The sequence below is a fragment of the Vibrio plantisponsor genome, assembly GCF_013041605.1.
Lineage (GTDB): Bacteria > Pseudomonadota > Gammaproteobacteria > Enterobacterales > Vibrionaceae > Vibrio > Vibrio plantisponsor.
This window is the reverse complement of the sequence record NZ_JABEQC010000003.1, coordinates 266572-284641: the sequence shown is the minus strand read 5'-3', so window position 1 is coordinate 284641 and position 18070 is coordinate 266572. Positions and strand designations below refer to the sequence as shown.

Below are 18070 nucleotides of genomic sequence, written 5' to 3'. Positions count from 1 at the left end.
CTCAACGACTAGACAAGCAATCGCTATTCTATGAGTGATTAATAGTCGATTTTTAGAGGAAAGTTACAAAATTGTAATTTAGCTGGCGTGAAAATTGAATTCTGTTAACTGGATAATGTTTTGTATTGAGGTTTGTAGCACCTTGACGCATACTCAAATGCAAAATGACTTACACAAAATGCCTATTACGGAGCACTTTATGGCTGAGGAAACCATTTTCAGTAAAATTATTCGCAAAGAGATCTCAGCAGATATCCTCTATCAGGATGATTTAGTTACTGCATTTCGAGATATCAATCCTCGCGCTCCAAGCCACATTTTAATCATTCCTAATAAGTTAATTCCTACCGTGAATGATGTGGAAGAGAGTGACGAGCTTGCATTGGGTCGTATGTTTACTGTGGCTAAGAAATTGGCGAAAGAAGAGGGAATTGCAGAAGACGGCTATCGTCTACTAGTCAACTGCAACTCACACGGCGGCCAAGAAGTTTACCATATCCACATGCATCTTGTCGGTGGTCGCCCTCTAGGTCCACTATTGATGAGTTAAATATGAATAATGCCCTGTTCACCAACGGGGCATTATTGTTTCCATCCCAATTTTGCGGAGTGTGTGGTGAAGGCCAAAAAGCGACACATTACGGTTCCCATAGCCTGTTTGCTGTTAAGTGCGTGTGCCAATATGACGGCAGGTAACCTGTTCAGTCATTACAGCGCCCAGAACCAAGACCTATATCAGACGGTCAAGCAGGGGCAATACTCTGAAGCTACTGATTTATTTGAAGATTATGTTGCGGGCGATATTCTGGACAATCTGGAAAAAGGCCGCGTTTATTTTTTGAATCAGCAGTATGCCGAAAGTAAAGCGACACTAGAGCTTTCAGATCAAGCGATAAAACAGCAGCAGAGCAAGGCGATCATTTCAGTTTCAGGCACTGCGACCAGCGTAGGTTCGCTCGCGGTCAACGACAACTTAAATGATTATCAGCCTGCGGATTATGAGTTAGGTTTCCTGCATCTCTACCTTGGCCTGAACTACGTGAAAGCCAATGATCTCGATGGTGCCTTAGTCGAAATGCGCCGAGCGAATCAGGTTCAGGAACAGGCTCGCGCGAATCGTGAAGCTGAACTTGAACGTGCTCAAAGTGAGCTGCGTGAAAACGGCGTCAGTGCCAATTTGGGCAGTGTTCTTTCTCGATATCCTGATGCAGGCAAAACATTGCAGGCTGTGCAAAATGGTTATCTACTCTATCTTTCTGCACTCCTTTACGAAGCTTCAAACGATCTTAACAGTGCTTATGTCGATTTCAGACGAGCATTAGCGGTTGCCCCTGAAAATAAAGCCGTCATCGACGGAACTTTACGCGTCGCGAAACGTCTTGGTATGAAAGAAGACTTAACTTTATTGGAAAAACAGTACGGTTCGGCACAAACTCTGCAAGAAGGCCAAGGGCGAGTTATTATTTTAGATGAACAAGGTGTTGTAAAGGCGATGGAAAGCTGGCGATTATCTTTACCTCTTTATGACAGCAGAGGTAATAGTGCGCTGTATTCTTTAGCTTTACCGTACTATAACAACAGCGTAGTGCAGCAGAAATTTCATATGCAGTTGAATGGTAAAGAGTTAGCCTCTTCTGCATTAACTAACGTAGATTTAATGGCACAGCGGAATTTGTCTGAAAAGATGCCGGCAATCGTTATTCGCCAAGCTTTACGGGTGGTGGCAAAAGAACAGTTGCGTAAAGAAACCACCAACGGTAATGATGTCGGTAACTTAGTGTTGAATGTGTGGAACACATTGACAGAACAACCAGATACACGCAGTTGGATTACGTTACCAGCGACGGTTCACGGTATCACTGAAGTCGTGTCATCAGGTGAACAGACCTTGAATGCGGCTGGTAAGTCATACAGCTTCAATGTTCCTGACCAAGGAACCACTCTTGTTTGGGTGTCTCAACAAGGGTCGAACGCAACTATGTGGCACAAGCAACTAGGGAAATTGTGATGAAAAAATGGCTTGTAGCTTTACTGTCGACGTTGGCGATAGTGGGCTGTAGTAAAAACACAGCAGGATTAAGTGTTGAAGGTGAATCGCAAAGAGTATTGTTTGCTGACAACGTACTAGGTAATCGACTTGTTATTGATGATATATCAACGATAGAAGTTGATGGACACGCGCGAGGCGTGGTTCGTTTAGTCAGTAACTACAAAGGCGACCAGCATATTCAGTACCGATTCTACTGGTATGACGATAACGGTTTGGAAGTGAATACTCGTCTTGCGCCTTGGAAGCAAGCGATCGTTCGCGGCATGGAAAGTATCTCTATCTCAGAAGTGTCGGTAAATCCAAATGGAAAACAATTTCGTGTTCAGATCCGTGAATCTGACGACTAGGCAATTTTAGAGGAAGCCAAATGAAAAAGAGTGTTATTGCGTTGCTTGGATTAGCTGTGATTCTTGGTGGATGTTCAAACAAAGTCAGTTACGGTGATGCGCAAGCCGTAGAAACGGTTAACGTTGATTTTGGTTCAACGGATCTGCAAAAGATTGCTGGTGAGATGGTAGATAGCATGATGATGTCCGGCTCTGTGGCTGCGATTACTCGTGACTCTCGTCCAATCGTTTTTGTCGAACGCATCAAGAATAAAACCAGTGAGCATATTGATACTGAATCGATCACTGATACCATCAGCACCAAAATGCTGAATTCAGGTAAGTTCCGGTTTGTTGATATGGACCGTGTAGAGTCCGTTCGCGAACAGCTTAACTTCCAGAATAACGATGAACTAGTAAACCAAAGCACTGCGATTCAGTTCGGTAAAATGGTCGGTGCTCAGTACATGCTGTATGGAAATCTATCCAGCATTGTGAAGAATGCGGGAAGCGATAAAGATGTTTACTACAAGATGACAATGCGCTTAATGGATCTGCAAACTGGCCTGATTGAATGGGCTGATGAAACGGAAATCCGTAAGCAAGAGTCTAAAAGTTTACTTGGTCTTTAATCCCATCTAGTGTGGAAAATTGAATGAGGTGAGCAATGGCTAGAATGTCTTGGCATGAAGCGTGTCAGTTAGACCCCACGTTGCAGTCTGTTGCTCACTTTTTTTCTTTTCCGCCTGAATACGCACAAACCCTAACGGGTGGATTAACCAATCGCTGTTGGAAAGTGGTTTGTCAGAAAGGTAAAGCCTACGTCTGGCGGCCTAATACTCCTATCACCAAAGCCTTTTCTATTTCTCGTTTTCAGGAATACCAGATTCTTAAGGCGATAGAATCGACACATATTGGCCCAGCGCCAATATTCATTAGTGATCAAGGGTTGTTAGTTGAATGGGTGGAAGGGGAATCACTGCACAACGGGGTGAATTTCGACTCGTTACTCAAAATACAATCAAGAATCCACTCTATTGATACGACCAAAATTCCGGTTGTACCTTTCTCATTTTTAGCTCGAGTTGACCATTATTGGTTTCAAATTAAAGAGAGCTTAAAAACTCCTGAATTTGAAAAGCTTTATCGAGACTGGCGAAACCCACCAAGCTTGCCCAATGTCGGCTATTCGTTGTGCCATTTTGATTTGGCCGGATATAACATGGTGAAAACCGAGCATGGACTAAAGGTTATCGACTGGGAATACGCTGCTATTGCTGATCCAAGACTCGACCTTGCTTTGAGTATTGATGTCGCTGGCGAGAACCCTGTGGAAGCCATTGCTCGCTACTGTCAGCTGAGAGAAATAGAAGATATCGATATTTGGATTGAAGGGGCAAAAGCATGGCTACCGAGAACAGCCATGATGGCAATGCTCTGGTATTTGCTTGCTTTCCAGCTTTGGGGAGATGAGCACTATTACCATCAGGCGCTTCAAATAAAAGAAACATTTTGCAGTTAGGATCACTGTTTGTTGTTTATGTCTCATTTGTTTTCGTACGATTTACTTTAAAACCTTATCGTTCGTGGTAGATTAAAACCTCAAGGAGCGGGGGAGTATTATGATTATTTATTTGCACGGTTTCGACTCAACCAGTCCAGGGAACCACGAAAAAGTTCTGCAACTGCAATTCATTGACGACGATGTTCGTTTTATCAGCTACAGCACGCGACACCCTAAACATGATATGCAGCACTTACTGAAAGAAGTCCATAAAGTGATTGAGCATTCTAATGATCCAAACCCAATCATTTGTGGCGTGGGGTTAGGGGGATATTGGTCTGAACGTATCGGCTTTTTGTGCGGTATCAAACAGGTGATTTTTAACCCGAATCTCAACCCAGAAACCAACATGACTGGCAAAATTGACCGTCCTGAAGAGTATGAGGACATCGCGACCAAATGTGTTGAACAGTATCGCGTGAAGAACAAAGGTCGCTGCTTGGTGATACTGTCACGTAACGATGAGATGCTAGATAATCAACTTACGGCGAAAGCATTAGAAGATTATTACGACATCATATGGGATGAAACCCAGTCGCATAAGTTCAAGAAAATTTCTCAACATCTTCAAGCGATAAAAGCCTTCAAGATGGCTTGATTTGATTGGTTCTGAATATGAATAACGGCCGTACAGTGGGCCGTTTTTTATTATGTAACATACGGTTTATTTCCCTACATTTTGAGTGAATATAAGGTTGCGTGAAGGATTTAGCGCTATATAATGTGAGCCTCGAAATAAATTTGATGTATATCAAAAAAACGATAAAGAGCAAGAGATAAAACTTGCCTAGAATTTAGATTGAAATCCATTTCTGTCCCAAACACTTAACATTAATAATTAGCCTCAAATCGTTGAGCTTAGTACGAACTTAAGAATTTCTTCAGTGTGAATTTTTCATGCTGAACTTTGATTTTTCATTATTTTTGAGGAATGTTGTTGTGACACGCATTATTGTAGTTGGTGGAGGCGCTGGTGGTCTTGAGCTTGCAACTAAGCTTGGACGTACCTTGGGCCGTAAAAACCGAGCTGATATCACTCTGGTAGACAGAAAATCCAGTCACCTGTGGAAGCCGCTATTACATGAAGTTGCTACAGGCTCACTGGATGAAGGTGTTGATGCACTGAGTTACCGTGCGCACGCAAAGAACCACAGCTTTGATTTCCAGCTAGGAAGTCTTGAATCCATTGATCGTGATAGTAAGAAAATCGTACTAAGCGAATTATGTGACGATAATGGTGAACTGTTGATGCCAAAACGTGAACTGTCGTATGACATTCTGGTCATGGCGATCGGTTCAACCTCAAACGATTTCAATACCCCTGGTGTTCGTGAGAACTGTATTTTCCTTGATAGCCCAGAACAAGCTCATCGTTTCCGTACTGAAATGAACAACGAGTTCTTGAAGCTGCATGCGAAAAATGGTCACGGTACGGTAGATATCGCGATTGTTGGCGCAGGTGCGACTGGCGTTGAGCTGTCAGCAGAACTGCACAATGCGGTGAAAGAACTTCGTACTTACGGATTCGGCGATCTCGACTCAAGCAAACTGAATGTAAACCTGATTGAAGCGGGTGAGCGTATTCTTCCTGCTTTGCCTCCTCGTATCTCGTCTGCGGCGCACAGTGAGCTGACTAAGCTTGGTGTTAACGTACGCACCGCGACGATGGTTACGCAGGCAGAAAAAGACGGTTTAACTACCAAAGATGGCGAAAAAATTACTGCGCAAATCATGGTTTGGGCCGCGGGTATTAAAGCGCCAGATTTCATGAAAGATATCGCTGGCCTTGAGACTAACCGTATTAACCAGCTAGTGGTGAAAAACACGCTGCAAACCACTCGTGACGACAATATCTTCGCTATTGGTGACCTTGCACAATGCACACAGGCTGACGGTTCATTTGTACCACCTCGTGCTCAAGCCGCTCACCAAATGGCTTCACAAGCGTTTAAGAACATTGTGGCAATGATTAATGGTCGTGAGCTAAAACCTTATGTGTACAAAGACCACGGTTCTTTAGTTTCGCTAAGCCGTTTTTCTACCGTGGGTAGCTTAATGGGCAACTTAACCAAAGGCTCTATGATGGTTGAAGGTCGTATCGCACGCGTTGTGTACATTTCGCTGTACCGTATGCATCAGATGGCGCTACACGGCATTTTCAAAACCGGTTTGATGATGTTAGTGGGCCGCATTAACCGAGTATTGCGTCCTAACTTAAAACTGCACTAATCGACTTTGATTCCAATTTAAAAATCCCACTATCTAGTGGGATTTTTTATATCTGTCATTTTGATTATTGGTTCTATCGGTTTTGTCCGTTTGCTTAACCAGTATTCAGTCAGGAATTAAAGAGAACACAATCCCGTCTTTGGGCTGGTCATTAAACATGAATCGATTGCGGGCAATATGCTCTTTCAATGCGCCACACGCCAATGCCAGCTTTTGGCTCGGTAAGTTTTCAGGGTCACACACAATCTCTATTCTGGTGAGTTTTAGCTGGCTAAAACAGAATTCAATTAATGCATCGACGGCTTCTTTTCCATAACCTTTGTGCTGATGATTATCGGCGATCCAATAACCTAAACTCGCCATATTAAATACGCGATAGAATTCGTTGATCGCGACCATTCCGACTAATGTCTGCGTCTGTTTGTCAAACACACCAAAGCCGTAAGCATCAGCCTTAACCCAATTTAAACGGTTCGCCAAGATGAACTGTTCGGCATCTTTCGCGGAAAATTGATCGTGACACCAGTCAACCCACTGATGAAGAGAAGGGGAGTGACGAATGCAGCCGGATAAGGCTTCGGCTTCCTCTAACTTAAGCAACCTTAGCTGGAGTCGCTGAGTCACAATCTGAAAGTCTGGCAGCATGGTGTAATCTCAATTGTTGCTTTGGTTTTATGAATACAAAAAAGCGCCCATAGGGCGCTTCAATATATTTACTGCTCTGCTACTTTTCGCACCTGGATAATCATGCCCATCAAAGGGTGGTCCAAATAGTGTGTTTCGCTACTACGCATACGTCTTTTCTGGTCGATGCGATAACTTTTCAAGAAGCTTTCTACTTTTCTGGTTGGAGATACAGGCGCTAAGTTACCCGCTTGAACCGTGCCGTCGGCTTGTTCGTCAGTAGGTGTCAGCTCTAGCGGTGTATCCTGTATCAACACTTCACGAACACTCGGCTCTTTTAAGTCCATCATTACTTCAGCGTAGAGATAATGCTGAACGTAAATCTGTAAGGTACCGTCTAGCTGATAAAATGGTTTAGCAATACTTTGTTCTGTTACACCATCAATCGATGTTGGTGTGGTTGCGCTATTAATGGCGCTGCCATCAGGACGATATTGACGTGAATAGTCTTTACCTGCCTGAATATGGAATACAGGTGCAGAACTTCTTCCTTCATCACCCTGACGCCATGCAGTATGTAGCAAGACGTCAAAGCCAGCGTGCTTTTTCAACTCTTGGACTTGGTCATTAAGTTGATAATCTGAATAGGCAAGCATTTTAACGCCTTTCGATTGACGATAGGCAGCATCAGAAAAGCTGCCAGCTCGAGCCATGTTAATTTCAGGCAGGTTATCTGGCCAAGATTCGCTGATTTTTTCTGCATCTACTGCTCTTTTGAAGATGATGACTTCAATATCAAACTGTCTCTGAGCCAAGCTAGGCATAGAAACCAGTAAAAGCAGTAATGGGATCAGTTTTTTCATTATGACTCCGTCATTCGGTGCTTAGCACCTTACATCATTTTTTAAGGCTTCACTTTTTCAGAGAGGCCTTTACGCTGTTGGAAGTAGATTTTGCTGGAATTCGCCCAGCATGTCTGCAACAAACTGAATTCGTTCTCTTCTGTCGACTAATGGTAACGCATACTTAAATTTGGTTGGACCATCCATCGCAAATTTTTTCGGTTGAGACTGCAACAGTTTAACCAAAAACATAGGGTTAATGTCAGCATTTGGATAGAACTCGATATAGCCGCCTTTCTCATGGGCTTCAATTTTACGAATTTTAAGTTGTGCTGCATCAAGCTTAAGTTGTGCAAGAGCAAGCAGATTCAAAGCCGCATCTGGCAGTTTGCCGAAGCGGTCAATCAATTCTACTTTCAGTTCAGCAAGCTCGCTTTCATCATGGACGCTGGCAATTTGTTTATACATAGACAAACGCGTATTGATATCAGGAATATAGTCTTCCGGTAACAGCGCTGGTAAACGCATTTCCACTTCGGTTTGTTCGCGTAGTAAGTCATCCAAGGATGGCTCTTTACCCGATTTCAATGCTTCAACAGCTTGTTCCAGCATCTCCATGTAAAGCGTGAAGCCGATGGATTGGATCTGACCACTTTGCTCATCGCCCAACAGTTCACCAGCGCCTCGAATTTCCAAGTCGTGTGTGGCTAACGTAAAGCCTGCACCTAGGTCTTCTAACGAAGCGATCGCTTCAAGACGTTTGACTGCATCCTTAGTGATTGCTTTTGGTGGCGGCGTTAACAAGTAAGCGTAAGCTTGGTGGTGCGAGCGGCCTACACGGCCACGCAATTGGTGTAACTGTGCCAAACCTAACGAATCCGCGCGGTTCATAATAATGGTGTTGGCGGTCGGAACATCAATACCTGTTTCGATAATGGTAGTACACACCAACAGGTTGAAGCGCTGATGGTAGAAATCATTCATCACGCGTTCCAATTCACGTTCGCGCATTTGCCCGTGAGCAGTGGTAATTCGAGCTTCAGGAACCAGCTTAGTTAAGTCTTCCGCCACTTTTTCGATGGTTTCGACTTGGTTATGCAGGAAGTACACCTGACCACCACGCATAATTTCACGCAGAACCGCTTCACGTATCACATTGTCTTCACTTTGGCGGACAAAGGTTTTGATCGCCAAGCGACGAGCGGGTGGGGTTGCGATTATCGATAGATCTCGCATTCCACTCATTGCCATATTCAATGTGCGCGGAATTGGCGTTGCTGTGAGAGTCAGGATATCCACATCCGCACGCATCGCTTTCACTTTCTCTTTCTGACGAACACCAAAACGGTGTTCTTCATCAACAATCAGCAAGCCTAAATCAGCAAACTTAATATCGTTAGAAAGCAGCTTGTGCGTCCCGACTAAGATGTCGACTTTGCCTTCAGCTACGTCTTGCAGAATTTGCTTTTGCTCTTTGGCGGATTTGAAGCGAGAGAGCACTTCGACACGAATTGGCAGGTTGGCAAATCGGTCACGGAAGTTCTCAAAGTGTTGCTGCGCCAGCAGGGTAGTCGGAACTAATACCGCTACTTGTTTGTTGTTATCCGTACACAAGAACGCCGCGCGCATCGCCACTTCAGTTTTACCAAAGCCCACATCACCACACACCAGTCGATCCATTGCTTTGGCTTGGCACATATCAGACAGTACTGCATTAATTGCCATTGCCTGATCATCGGTTTCCTCAAATGGGAATCCTGCTTTGAATGTCGCGTACTGGTCTCTGTCCAGAGTGAACTTAAAGCCCGGTTTGAGCTCGCGTTTGGCATAGACATCCAACAATTCAGCCGCGACGTCACGAACCTTTTCAGCGGCTTTGCGACGAGCTTTAGTCCATGATTCACTACCCAGTTTGTGTAACGGCGCACTCTCTTCCGCGCCGCCTGAGTATCGGCTAATCAGATTCAGAGATGAAACCGGAACATAAAGTTTGGCTTCATTCAAATACTCCAGTGTTACGTATTCTGTGGTTAAACCACCGGCTTCTAAGGTTTGCAGACCGACGTAACGGCCGATACCGTGGTCAATATGAACCACAGGTTGACCCGGTTTGAGTTCAGCTAGGTTGCGAATTACGGCATCGCTATTGGTGGTTTTACGATCTTTTTTGCGGCGTTGGATGACGCGGTCACCCAATAAATCACTTTCACAGATCAGTGCGACCTTGTCGGTTCCAAAAATAAAACCATGCTCTGAGGAGCCAAGAATCAGCGCAAATTTATCACTGCTTTGTAACGCTTCACTAAATGAGCCTTTGCTGTGTGGGCGAAGCTTGATCTGTTGTAACAGTTCAAGCAAAGCTTCACGCCGACCTTCCGATTCTACGGAGAAGATGATCTTGCCAGTAAATTGTTCGCTGAACTGACGCAGTGCCGCCATCGGTTCTTTGTTTTGGTGCTGAACGGCAAGCGTAGGAAGAGCGCTGATATCAGAATTCGTGCGACCGGCTTTTTCAGCCACTGGGTCGATACTCATCACGGTATGAGCCAGTTCCTTGAACTGTGAAAACAGTTCGTCTTTCTTAAGCCACAATTCTTCTGGTGGAAGCAGAGGACGCAGTGGGTCTACTTTACGCTGATCGTATCGGTAGTCGACGTCTGTTAAGAATTGGTCGATGGATTTTTCTAAATCCCCAACGGAAATAAGTTGACTGCCCGCTGGCAAATAATCAAACAGAGTCTCGGTTTGTTCGAAAAACAGTGGTTGCCAGTATTCAATACCCGCAGGCCAAGTGCCTTTTGAAACCTGCATGTAAACCGACTCAGGCTCGCGACGCGCTTCAAAGCGTTGACGCCAGCGAATTCGAAAATCTTCAATCGCACTTTCTGTTGTTGGAAACTCGTGCGCCGGAAGCAGACAAATCTCCTGAATTTCTTCAATTGAGCGTTGGTTCTCTGGATCGAACGTGCGGATGGTATCAATTTCATCGTCGAAGAAATCAATACGATACGGATCTGAGCTGCCCATAGGGAACAGGTCGAGAATCGAGCCGCGACTCGCGTATTCACCCGGGCCAAACACTTGGTCTACATGACGATAACCAGATTTTTCCAGTTGTATTCTCAGTTTTTCTAACGAGAAAAGATCGCCGCGCTTTACCATCAAGGTGTGCTGAAGCAAAAAGTCTCGCGGCGTTTGGCGTTGAAGCAGTGTGCTTACCGGTACAATAGTCACGCCTGACTTCAGCGTAGGCAGCTTATACAGTCGGGATATACGGTCAGAGATAATTTCCTGATGAGGTGAGAAGTTGTCGTACGGTAAGGTTTCCCAGTCAGGGAAAAGAGCGACTTCGTTCTCGCTGAACTGTTCAATTTCATGAAGCAGTTTCAGTGCGGTTTGTGGGTCTGGCACCGCTAACAATGTGTGTCCTGAATGACCATTCGCTATTTCTGCGATAGCTAATGCCAAACTGGCACCTTTCAGGTTACCTATGTGCTTTTTGTCTCCGGCAGTGGATGCCGGATTCAAAGAGAGTAGTGTATTTTTAGTCATGGAAACGCTTATGTTTTATCTCTATCCAAAGAGCGCTGACGCAGAAGTTTTTGCTGTTGATAGAGTGCAGCTTTGATCAGCAAGTCTTGGTCAGTGTCACGCAGCAAATCGTATTTTACAGTGACGACTTTTTCAGCATCGTGTTCTTCAATGCTATGGACAGTGGCGTAGCAATAAATTGCCGCCGCAGGATGTTCTAAAAATAGCTTGATGCGCAGTTTAGTACCCACCGCTGGCGTTTTATCGGTCAAGTAGGATAACTGGCTTGCCCCAAAAGAAGTGGTTTGGTGGCGCAGCTCTGGTTCATCTTGTTGGGACAACATGAAGGTTAATAACAGATTCAGCTTTGAGTTCTGAGTATCCAGCAACTGGACAACATGTTTGAAGTCACTGTTTTTGAGCTCTAGCTTCGCAGCATCATTGAGTTGGTCCAACTGACTGAACTCGCTGGCAACGACAAATGGCGCGGGGATCTCAGCAACGAAATGCTCATAAGAAGGAAAAACGAAATCGTCCGACATTGGCTCGACATTGATAGTGAGTGCATGATGTACAGTGAAAAATTCTTGATCTGTCATATAAGTTCCTTCTTTTCTCTGTTGATTATCGCCATACCGACCAAGTAATCAAGTTATGCCTGTCCATCGGGCGCAAATATTTGTTTTTCTCGTAAATGTTGGCTTTTGTTAGCAGAGATAGGTTCGAAGCAAGAAAGCTTTTCTTCCTCATAAATAATTTGCGCTCTTACATAGATTTGGCAAAGAAAAGCTACAACCTTGGAGGGTTTATAGTTACAGTATCGGCATCTTATTTTATTGGTTTTTATTATGTTTCATCCGATATCGACCTTTATCGGCCTGCGTTATCTCAGAGGACGCTCCGGTGACAGGTTCAGTCGATTCGTGTCTTATATGTCTACTGCTGGTATTACGATAGGCGTGATGTCTCTGGTTACCGTTCTTTCCGTCATGAATGGTTTTGAAGCACAGCTTAAAAGTCGCATTCTTGGCGTGTTGCCACAAGCCGTTGTTTCTCAGGCTCAAGATAAAACGACGCTAACAGAACAAGCGCCTGAATTTATTACTCAGCTATCCACTCAGCGTAGCCCTGAACCCATTGTCCGTAGTGAAGCAGTCATACAGAGTCCGTCTCAATTAGCAGCTGGGCTCATGGTCGGAATTGAGCCTAGTGACAAAGATCCAATCATGGATTATCTGATTGCTGGAAGTCTTTCGGCGCTAAAAGCAGGAGAGTACCAAGTGTTTTTGGGCCATACACTGGCTCGCAATCTCAACGTATCACTGCACGATAAAGTCAGATTAATGGTCACCAGTGCCAGTCAGTTCACACCTCTGGGACGTATTCCAAGCCAGCGCAATTTTACTGTTGCGGGAATTTTTAACACGGGTTCCGATGTTGACGGGCAATTAATGATTACCCATATCAGTGACGCAGGAAAACTGCTGAGATTTAACCAAGACATGGTATCGGGATGGCGTCTGTTTTTTGAAGACCCGTTTGTCGTCGGTGAGCTTGCGAATACCAAGTTACCAGAAGGCTGGCATTGGACAGATTGGCGTGAGCAGCGTGGTGAACTTTTCCAAGCCGTAGGAATGGAAAAGAACATGATGGGCTTAATGCTTGGACTGATTGTCGGTGTTGCGGCTTTTAATATTATTTCAGCCCTGATTATGGTGGTGATGGAGAAACAGGCCGAAGTTGCGATTTTGAAAACACAGGGCATGACAGATCGACAAGTGTTGGCGATTTTCATGGTTCAAGGAGCCAGTAGCGGTGTGATTGGTGCCATCGTAGGTGGAACCTTAGGCGTGTTGCTGGCGAGTAACCTGAACACCATCTTGGATAGCTTGGGTGTCGCCCTGTTCTCGCTGGGTGGCGAACTGCCAGTGGTGATCAATCCAACCCAAATTCTTATTGTGGTGATATTGGCGATATGCCTGAGTCTTTTAGCGACTTTATTTCCGTCTTACCGTGCATCATCTGTTAAACCCGCTGAGGCTTTACGTTATGAATAACCTTTTACGTTGTCACCAAGTTTGCAAAACTTACCAAGAAGGCGAACTACAAACTCAGGTATTAAAAGGCGTCAGCTTCGATATTCAGCGCGGGGAACTCGTCTCAATTATCGGATCTTCCGGCTCGGGTAAAAGTACTCTGTTACACATTCTCGGTGCGCTTGATGATGCATCCGAAGGAAGTGTTGAGTTTCTTGGGCAAGATCTGACAAGTTTACATTCCAACAAGCAGGCGAAAATTCGTAACAAGCACCTAGGGTTTGTGTATCAGTTCCATCATTTATTGGCAGACTTTTCTGCTTTGGAAAACGTGGCTATGCCACTTCTCATTGGTGGAATGAAAGTTTCTGAAGCGAAAGCGGCGGCACAAGCCTTGCTGGAACGAGTAGGGCTGAGTCACCGTTTAGAGCATCGTCCTTCTGAATTGTCTGGTGGCGAACGTCAGCGTGTTGCGATTGCTCGGGCACTGGTCAACAAACCTGATCTCGTGTTGGCTGATGAACCAACGGGTAACTTGGACCATACTACGGCATTGTCTATTTATGAGCTGATGCGTGAACTGAACAGAGAATCAGGAACCGCTTTCTTAGTCGTCACCCACGATGGAGAATTGGCGGCGAAAATGGATCGCCAGATGCACATGAAAGATGGCTTGTTGATTGATGTGGAGGAGGCGTAGTGTTCTCTTCACTATCAATGTTCATTGGTGGCCGTTTTAGTCGTGCAAAACAGCGTAATAAAATGGTTTCCTTTATTTCTCTTTCTTCAACCATCGGTATAGCGGTGGGTGTTGCGGTGATTATTATCGGTCTTTCTGCCATGAACGGCTTTGAGCGCGAATTGCAAAACAGAGTGCTGTCTGTGATCCCACACGGTGAGTTTGAAGGTGTCCGCCAGCCGATTAATAACTGGCAGGACATCGTTAAAAAAGCTAATGAAAATTCTGAAGTAGAGGCTGCTGCGCCTTATGTGAAGATGACTGCGTTGGCTGAAAAAGGCGCTCAGCTCAAAGCCATCGAAGTTCGAGGCATTGATCCTCAGATGGAGCGAGCGGTATCCAGCCTTTCTCAATATGTGACGGATAATGCGTGGCAAGATTTTACACCTGGTCAGCAACAAGTGATTTTGGGCAAAGGTGTAGCCGATAAATTGGATGCTAAGGTTGGCGATTTCATCACCTTGATGATCCCTAGCTCTAACAGCGAAAACAGAGTTCAAGCACCAAAGCGGGTTCGGGTAAAAATTGCTGGGCTTTTAGCCTTGAATGGGCAAATTGATCATAGTCTGGCACTCCTGCCGATTGAAGACGCGCAGCAATATTCAAACTTGGTCGAAGCGGTTACTGGTGTTTCTATCAAAGTGCGCAATGTACTGACCGCAACGAATGTGGTTCGAGAGGTTGGGACGACGCTAAATGAATACGTCTACCTTCGAAGCTGGCAACAAAAGTTCGGTTTCCTTTATCGAGATATACAAATGGTACGCAGCATCATGTATCTGGTGATGGTGCTAGTTATTGGTGTTGCCAGTTTCAACATCGTTTCGACACTGATGATGGCAGTAAAAGACAGAGCCGCAGAAATCGCAATTCTTCGCACCATGGGCGCGAGCGATGGTTTGGTTAAACGTATTTTTGTATGGCAAGGCGTGTTTTCTGGCGTGCTTGGCGGTGTTGTCGGCAGTGTGTTAGGCGTGCTGGTGGCTTTAAATCTGACACCTATGGTGAAAGCTCTAGAGTCATTGATTGGTCATCAATTTTTATCTGGAGATATCTACTTTGTGGACTTCTTACCGTCGCAAGTGATTGCCGGAGATGTTTTCTTAGTGTCAGGGACTGCAATTGCCTTAAGTTTGTTGGCAACTTGGTATCCAGCTTCCAGAGCAAGTAAGCTCAATCCAGCCTCTGTTCTGAGTAGCAAATAAAACGCCAGCGTTAGCGATTTTAGCTAGACGATGGAAAAGCAAAAAAGGACCGAAAGGTCCTTTTTTCATGTTCGCGCTACATTCATTTCATTGCTGAGCAATAAGCTCATCTCAAGTTAGAACGTACGTTATTTTCTCTTTAGGTATTCAGGTTATTTTCGTACGTCGTCTCTGCCAGCTTCTCACGACAGAATAACGCCATAAGCCACGAATACCGAAATAACCAACCACTGATGCCACAACCGCGCAAACAGCGCATCCTAACAGGAACGGTGGAGCGATAGTGCCCATTTGGTGTGCCAGAAAATCCAAAGACAGTTCAAAATGAAAATTCTGTGGCGGGATATTGAGTAACCAAGCGCCAAGCTTATAGGCGATATAGAAGATGAATGGCATGGTTATCGGGTTTGTGATCCATACCAAAGCAACAGATAACGGCAGATTAACACCCAAAGCGATGGCTATACCTGCGGACATGATCATCTGACTTGGTAGTGGAACAAATGCCATGAAGAGACCAACAGCAAACGCACCCGCTGCTGAGCGTCGATTAAGACACCACAAGTTAGGGTTATATAGAACATTGCCAAAAATTTTTAATGCCTTTTGACGCTTAATAACGTCATGGTTAGGCATAAATTTTTTGATGAATTTTCTTGGCATAGGGAACCATGACTCTCTTATCGAAAAATTGGACGCTTGCTTCGTTTTCGCTCACTGTTTTGTCATCGCCCTATTGGCCATATATGCCAGATTTGGGTTTTGCGCTATTTTGCCCACTTTTTATCTTTCTTAGTGTTCGATTCACTAAGCTTAGAAGCTGGGGCGGGATCGTACTCGCTTTGCTAGTGATAATAACACATGGCAACGTAGTAAAAACTCAATCCAGTAGCATTTTTCAAGCAGGGCTGGATATTACCATAAAAGGAAAAGTTGACAGCTTTTTTAAACAAATAAGTTATGGATACGAAGGTTCTGTTGCCGTACATCAAATAAATGACCAATCTGTCACTACATGGTTCCCTCCTCGTATTCGCTTAATATCACCTTTGCCGTTGCAAATTGGCGATCACTTTGAATTTTCAGTCAAAGTGAAACCTGTTGTTGGCAGGTTGAATGAAGTTGGATTTGATGCCGAATCCTACTCTTTAAGCCAAGGTTGGGTAGCTAGGGCATCGGTCGTTAACAATTCCCGCTTTCAGATTAGCTCCGGATTAAGTCTGCGAAACTGGATTTACGACACGGTTCAAAAACAAATATCAGATAGCCCATTTAAGGGAATGATCACCGCTTTAATGTTCGGTGAGCGTTCTGGGTTGAGCCAAACAGATTGGATGCAACTGAGAAACAGCGGGTTGATTCATCTGGTGGCGATTTCCGGTTTGCATATAGGCATTGCATTCGGGATAGGGTATGTACTTGGCCTAGGAGTATCAAGACTCCATCCTATGTTCGTTTGGCTTCCTTTTATTTTGGGCGCATCGTTCGCGGTGAGCTATGCGTGGCTTGCTGGCTTTACGTTGCCGACGCAGCGAGCACTGATTATGTGTCTGCTCAATGTGCTGCTTATTGCCTTACGGATTCATGTATCTGTATCTCGGCGAATTTTACTTACGCTAGCGGCAGTCTTGATAATTGACCCGTTTGCTTCTTTAGCAAGCAGTTTCTGGCTTTCGTTTATTGCCGTTTGTATCGTTATTTATCTCTGTTCAATCACCGCACAATGGAAACAGTGGTGGACGCGATTTATCGCAGGACAGGTGATGTTGGTGCTGATGATGGCACCTGTAAGTGCTTACTTCTTTGGTGGAGTAAGCTGGGTATCAACCCTGTTCAATATGGCTTTTATTCCTTGGTTCTCTTTTCTTATCATTCCTGTACTTTTTGTGGCGGTAATTGCTACTTGCCTTGATTTCCCCCATATCGACGGTTTGTGGCAACTAGTCGATTTTTCCTTTCAACCACTGGCGCATGCGCTCCCTTATGCGACTTCAGGTTGGATTGCCGTCAGTGAATGGCTGCTTCAGTTGATGCTAGTTTTGACCCTAGTTTGGCTACTGCGGATGGTTGTGAGCCGCTTTAGCCAAATGTTGCTAACGATAGTTCTGATCTCAACCCTGTTGTTTAGAACTCCGCCATATGACTGGCGGATGGATGTGCTCGATGTTGGTCACGGTCTGGCTGTTTTGATCGAAAAAGGAGGTAAAACATTGCTTTACGATACAGGAAGCAGTTGGGAGAACGGCAGCTATGTTCGTTCTGTGATTGTACCGCTGCTTGCAAAAAGGGGAACAGACACGATTGATGCAGCGATATACAGCCATTTCGATGATGATCATGCCGGTGGCAGAAAGGATGTCGACCAGCTACTGCTACCTCGCAATGTGTATTCCAGTCAGTATATCGAAGAGGCTTTGGCATGCGTGCGGGGCGAAGAGTGGCTGTGGCAAGGTCTGCATTTCTCTGTGCTATGGCCGCCAAAGCGAGTCGAGCGGGCCTTCAATCAGCATTCATGTGTAGTCCGCGTTTCAGATATGAAGCATGCTCACAGCGTATTGCTTTCTGGAGATGTTACTGCTGTTGGTGAATGGTTGCTGGCTCGAGATAATGAGATGTTGCAAAGTGATGTAATGATCGTTCCTCATCATGGCAGCAAAACCTCTTCTACACAGGCATTTATTGAGCGTGTGTCACCTCAAATAGCGATTGCATCGTTAGATAAAACGAATCGATGGAACCTTCCTCACCCTGAGATCGTCGATAGGTACACCAGTTTCGGCTCTGAATGGTACGACACAGGAGAGAGCGGTCAGATAACTTTGCAATATAGAGCAGAAAGTCGTCACTTATCTACTCTACGGCAAGATGGGATTCTCCCTTGGTATAGGCAGATGCTGCGTAAAGAGGTAGAATGACGACCAATA

The 18070-nt window shown here is 44.9% G+C and carries 16 protein-coding genes; 11 read left to right on the top strand and 5 right to left on the bottom strand.

What is annotated here, in order from left to right; all coding sequences use genetic code 11:
• Positions 1 to 199 precede the first annotated feature (199 nt).
• The 7 genes from hinT to HKI82_RS06695 all read left to right on the top strand — a co-directional run bounded on the left by hinT (position 200) and on the right by HKI82_RS06695 (position 6169).
• On the top strand, positions 200 to 550 hold the full coding sequence (gene hinT / locus HKI82_RS06725) for a purine nucleoside phosphoramidase (protein WP_042486751.1): 351 nt from the start codon (positions 200 to 202) through the stop codon (positions 548 to 550).
• 9 nt (positions 551 to 559) lie between these two features.
• On the top strand, positions 560 to 2008 hold the full coding sequence (locus tag HKI82_RS06720) for a COG3014 family protein (RefSeq protein ID WP_171137555.1): 1449 nt from the start codon (positions 560 to 562) through the stop codon (positions 2006 to 2008).
• Complete coding sequence (locus HKI82_RS06715) at positions 2008 to 2397, top strand: YcfL family putative periplasmic lipoprotein (RefSeq protein WP_171137554.1); 390 nt, start codon at positions 2008 to 2010, stop codon at positions 2395 to 2397. The genes HKI82_RS06720 and HKI82_RS06715 overlap by 1 nt, the downstream gene beginning before the upstream one ends.
• 20 nt (positions 2398 to 2417) lie before the next feature.
• Positions 2418 to 3008 carry a penicillin-binding protein activator LpoB gene (gene lpoB / locus HKI82_RS06710; RefSeq protein WP_102962697.1) on the top strand — a complete coding sequence of 197 codons (591 nt, stop codon included), beginning with the start codon at positions 2418 to 2420 and terminating at the stop codon, positions 3006 to 3008.
• Positions 3009 to 3043: 35 nt separating this feature from the next.
• A complete protein-coding gene (locus HKI82_RS06705) occupies positions 3044 to 3898 on the top strand; it encodes a phosphotransferase (RefSeq protein WP_171137553.1) in 855 nt (284 codons plus the stop codon).
• Between the two features lie 100 nt (positions 3899 to 3998).
• A complete protein-coding gene (gene ycfP / locus HKI82_RS06700) occupies positions 3999 to 4538 on the top strand; it encodes an alpha/beta hydrolase YcfP (RefSeq protein ID WP_102940667.1) in 540 nt (179 codons plus the stop codon).
• 341 nt (positions 4539 to 4879) lie between these two features.
• Positions 4880 to 6169: an NAD(P)/FAD-dependent oxidoreductase gene (locus HKI82_RS06695; protein WP_102940666.1), complete on the top strand. Its 1290-nt coding sequence runs from the start codon at positions 4880 to 4882 to the stop codon at positions 6167 to 6169.
• 105 nt (positions 6170 to 6274) lie between these two features.
• Here HKI82_RS06695 and HKI82_RS06690 read toward each other — a convergent pair whose 3' ends face one another.
• The 4 genes from HKI82_RS06690 to HKI82_RS06675 all read right to left on the bottom strand — a co-directional run bounded on the left by HKI82_RS06690 (position 6275) and on the right by HKI82_RS06675 (position 11765).
• Complete coding sequence (locus tag HKI82_RS06690) at positions 6275 to 6814, bottom strand: GNAT family N-acetyltransferase (protein WP_171137552.1); 540 nt, start codon at positions 6812 to 6814, stop codon at positions 6275 to 6277.
• A 68-nt stretch (positions 6815 to 6882) separates the two neighbouring features.
• On the bottom strand, positions 6883 to 7656 hold the full coding sequence (locus HKI82_RS06685; protein WP_171137551.1) for a peptidoglycan binding protein CsiV: 774 nt from the start codon (positions 7654 to 7656) through the stop codon (positions 6883 to 6885).
• 69 nt (positions 7657 to 7725) lie between these two features.
• On the bottom strand, positions 7726 to 11187 hold the full coding sequence (mfd, locus tag HKI82_RS06680) for a transcription-repair coupling factor (RefSeq protein ID WP_171137550.1): 3462 nt from the start codon (positions 11185 to 11187) through the stop codon (positions 7726 to 7728).
• 8 nt (positions 11188 to 11195) lie between these two features.
• Positions 11196 to 11765 (bottom strand): PilZ domain-containing protein, encoded by a 570-nt coding sequence (locus HKI82_RS06675; RefSeq protein ID WP_171137549.1) that lies wholly within the window; start codon positions 11763 to 11765, stop codon positions 11196 to 11198.
• Positions 11766 to 12014: 249 nt separating this feature from the next.
• On the opposite strand from HKI82_RS06675, the gene lolC reads away from it, so the two are divergent.
• Genes lolC through lolE form a run of 3 tightly spaced genes read left to right on the top strand, consistent with a single transcriptional unit; the run spans position 12015 to position 15146 of the window.
• Positions 12015 to 13223, top strand: a complete 1209-nt coding sequence (gene lolC / locus HKI82_RS06670; protein ID WP_171137548.1) for a lipoprotein-releasing ABC transporter permease subunit LolC — start codon at positions 12015 to 12017, stop codon at positions 13221 to 13223.
• Entirely contained in the window at positions 13216 to 13902 is a 687-nt protein-coding gene (gene lolD, locus HKI82_RS06665) for a lipoprotein-releasing ABC transporter ATP-binding protein LolD (protein WP_171137547.1), read from the top strand. Before lolC ends, lolD begins: the two co-directional genes overlap by 8 nt.
• Positions 13902 to 15146, top strand: a complete 1245-nt coding sequence (gene lolE, locus HKI82_RS06660) for a lipoprotein-releasing ABC transporter permease subunit LolE (protein ID WP_171137546.1) — start codon at positions 13902 to 13904, stop codon at positions 15144 to 15146. Before lolD ends, lolE begins: the two co-directional genes overlap by 1 nt.
• A gap of 147 nt (positions 15147 to 15293) precedes the next feature.
• Here lolE and HKI82_RS06655 read toward each other — a convergent pair whose 3' ends face one another.
• A complete protein-coding gene (locus HKI82_RS06655; protein WP_171137545.1) occupies positions 15294 to 15809 on the bottom strand; it encodes a DUF2062 domain-containing protein in 516 nt (171 codons plus the stop codon).
• Between the two features lie 8 nt (positions 15810 to 15817).
• Here HKI82_RS06655 and HKI82_RS06650 point away from each other — a divergent pair, with 8 nt between their 5' ends.
• A complete protein-coding gene (locus HKI82_RS06650; RefSeq protein WP_171137544.1) occupies positions 15818 to 18061 on the top strand; it encodes a DNA internalization-related competence protein ComEC/Rec2 in 2244 nt (747 codons plus the stop codon).
• Positions 18062 to 18070: the final 9 nt, after the last annotated feature.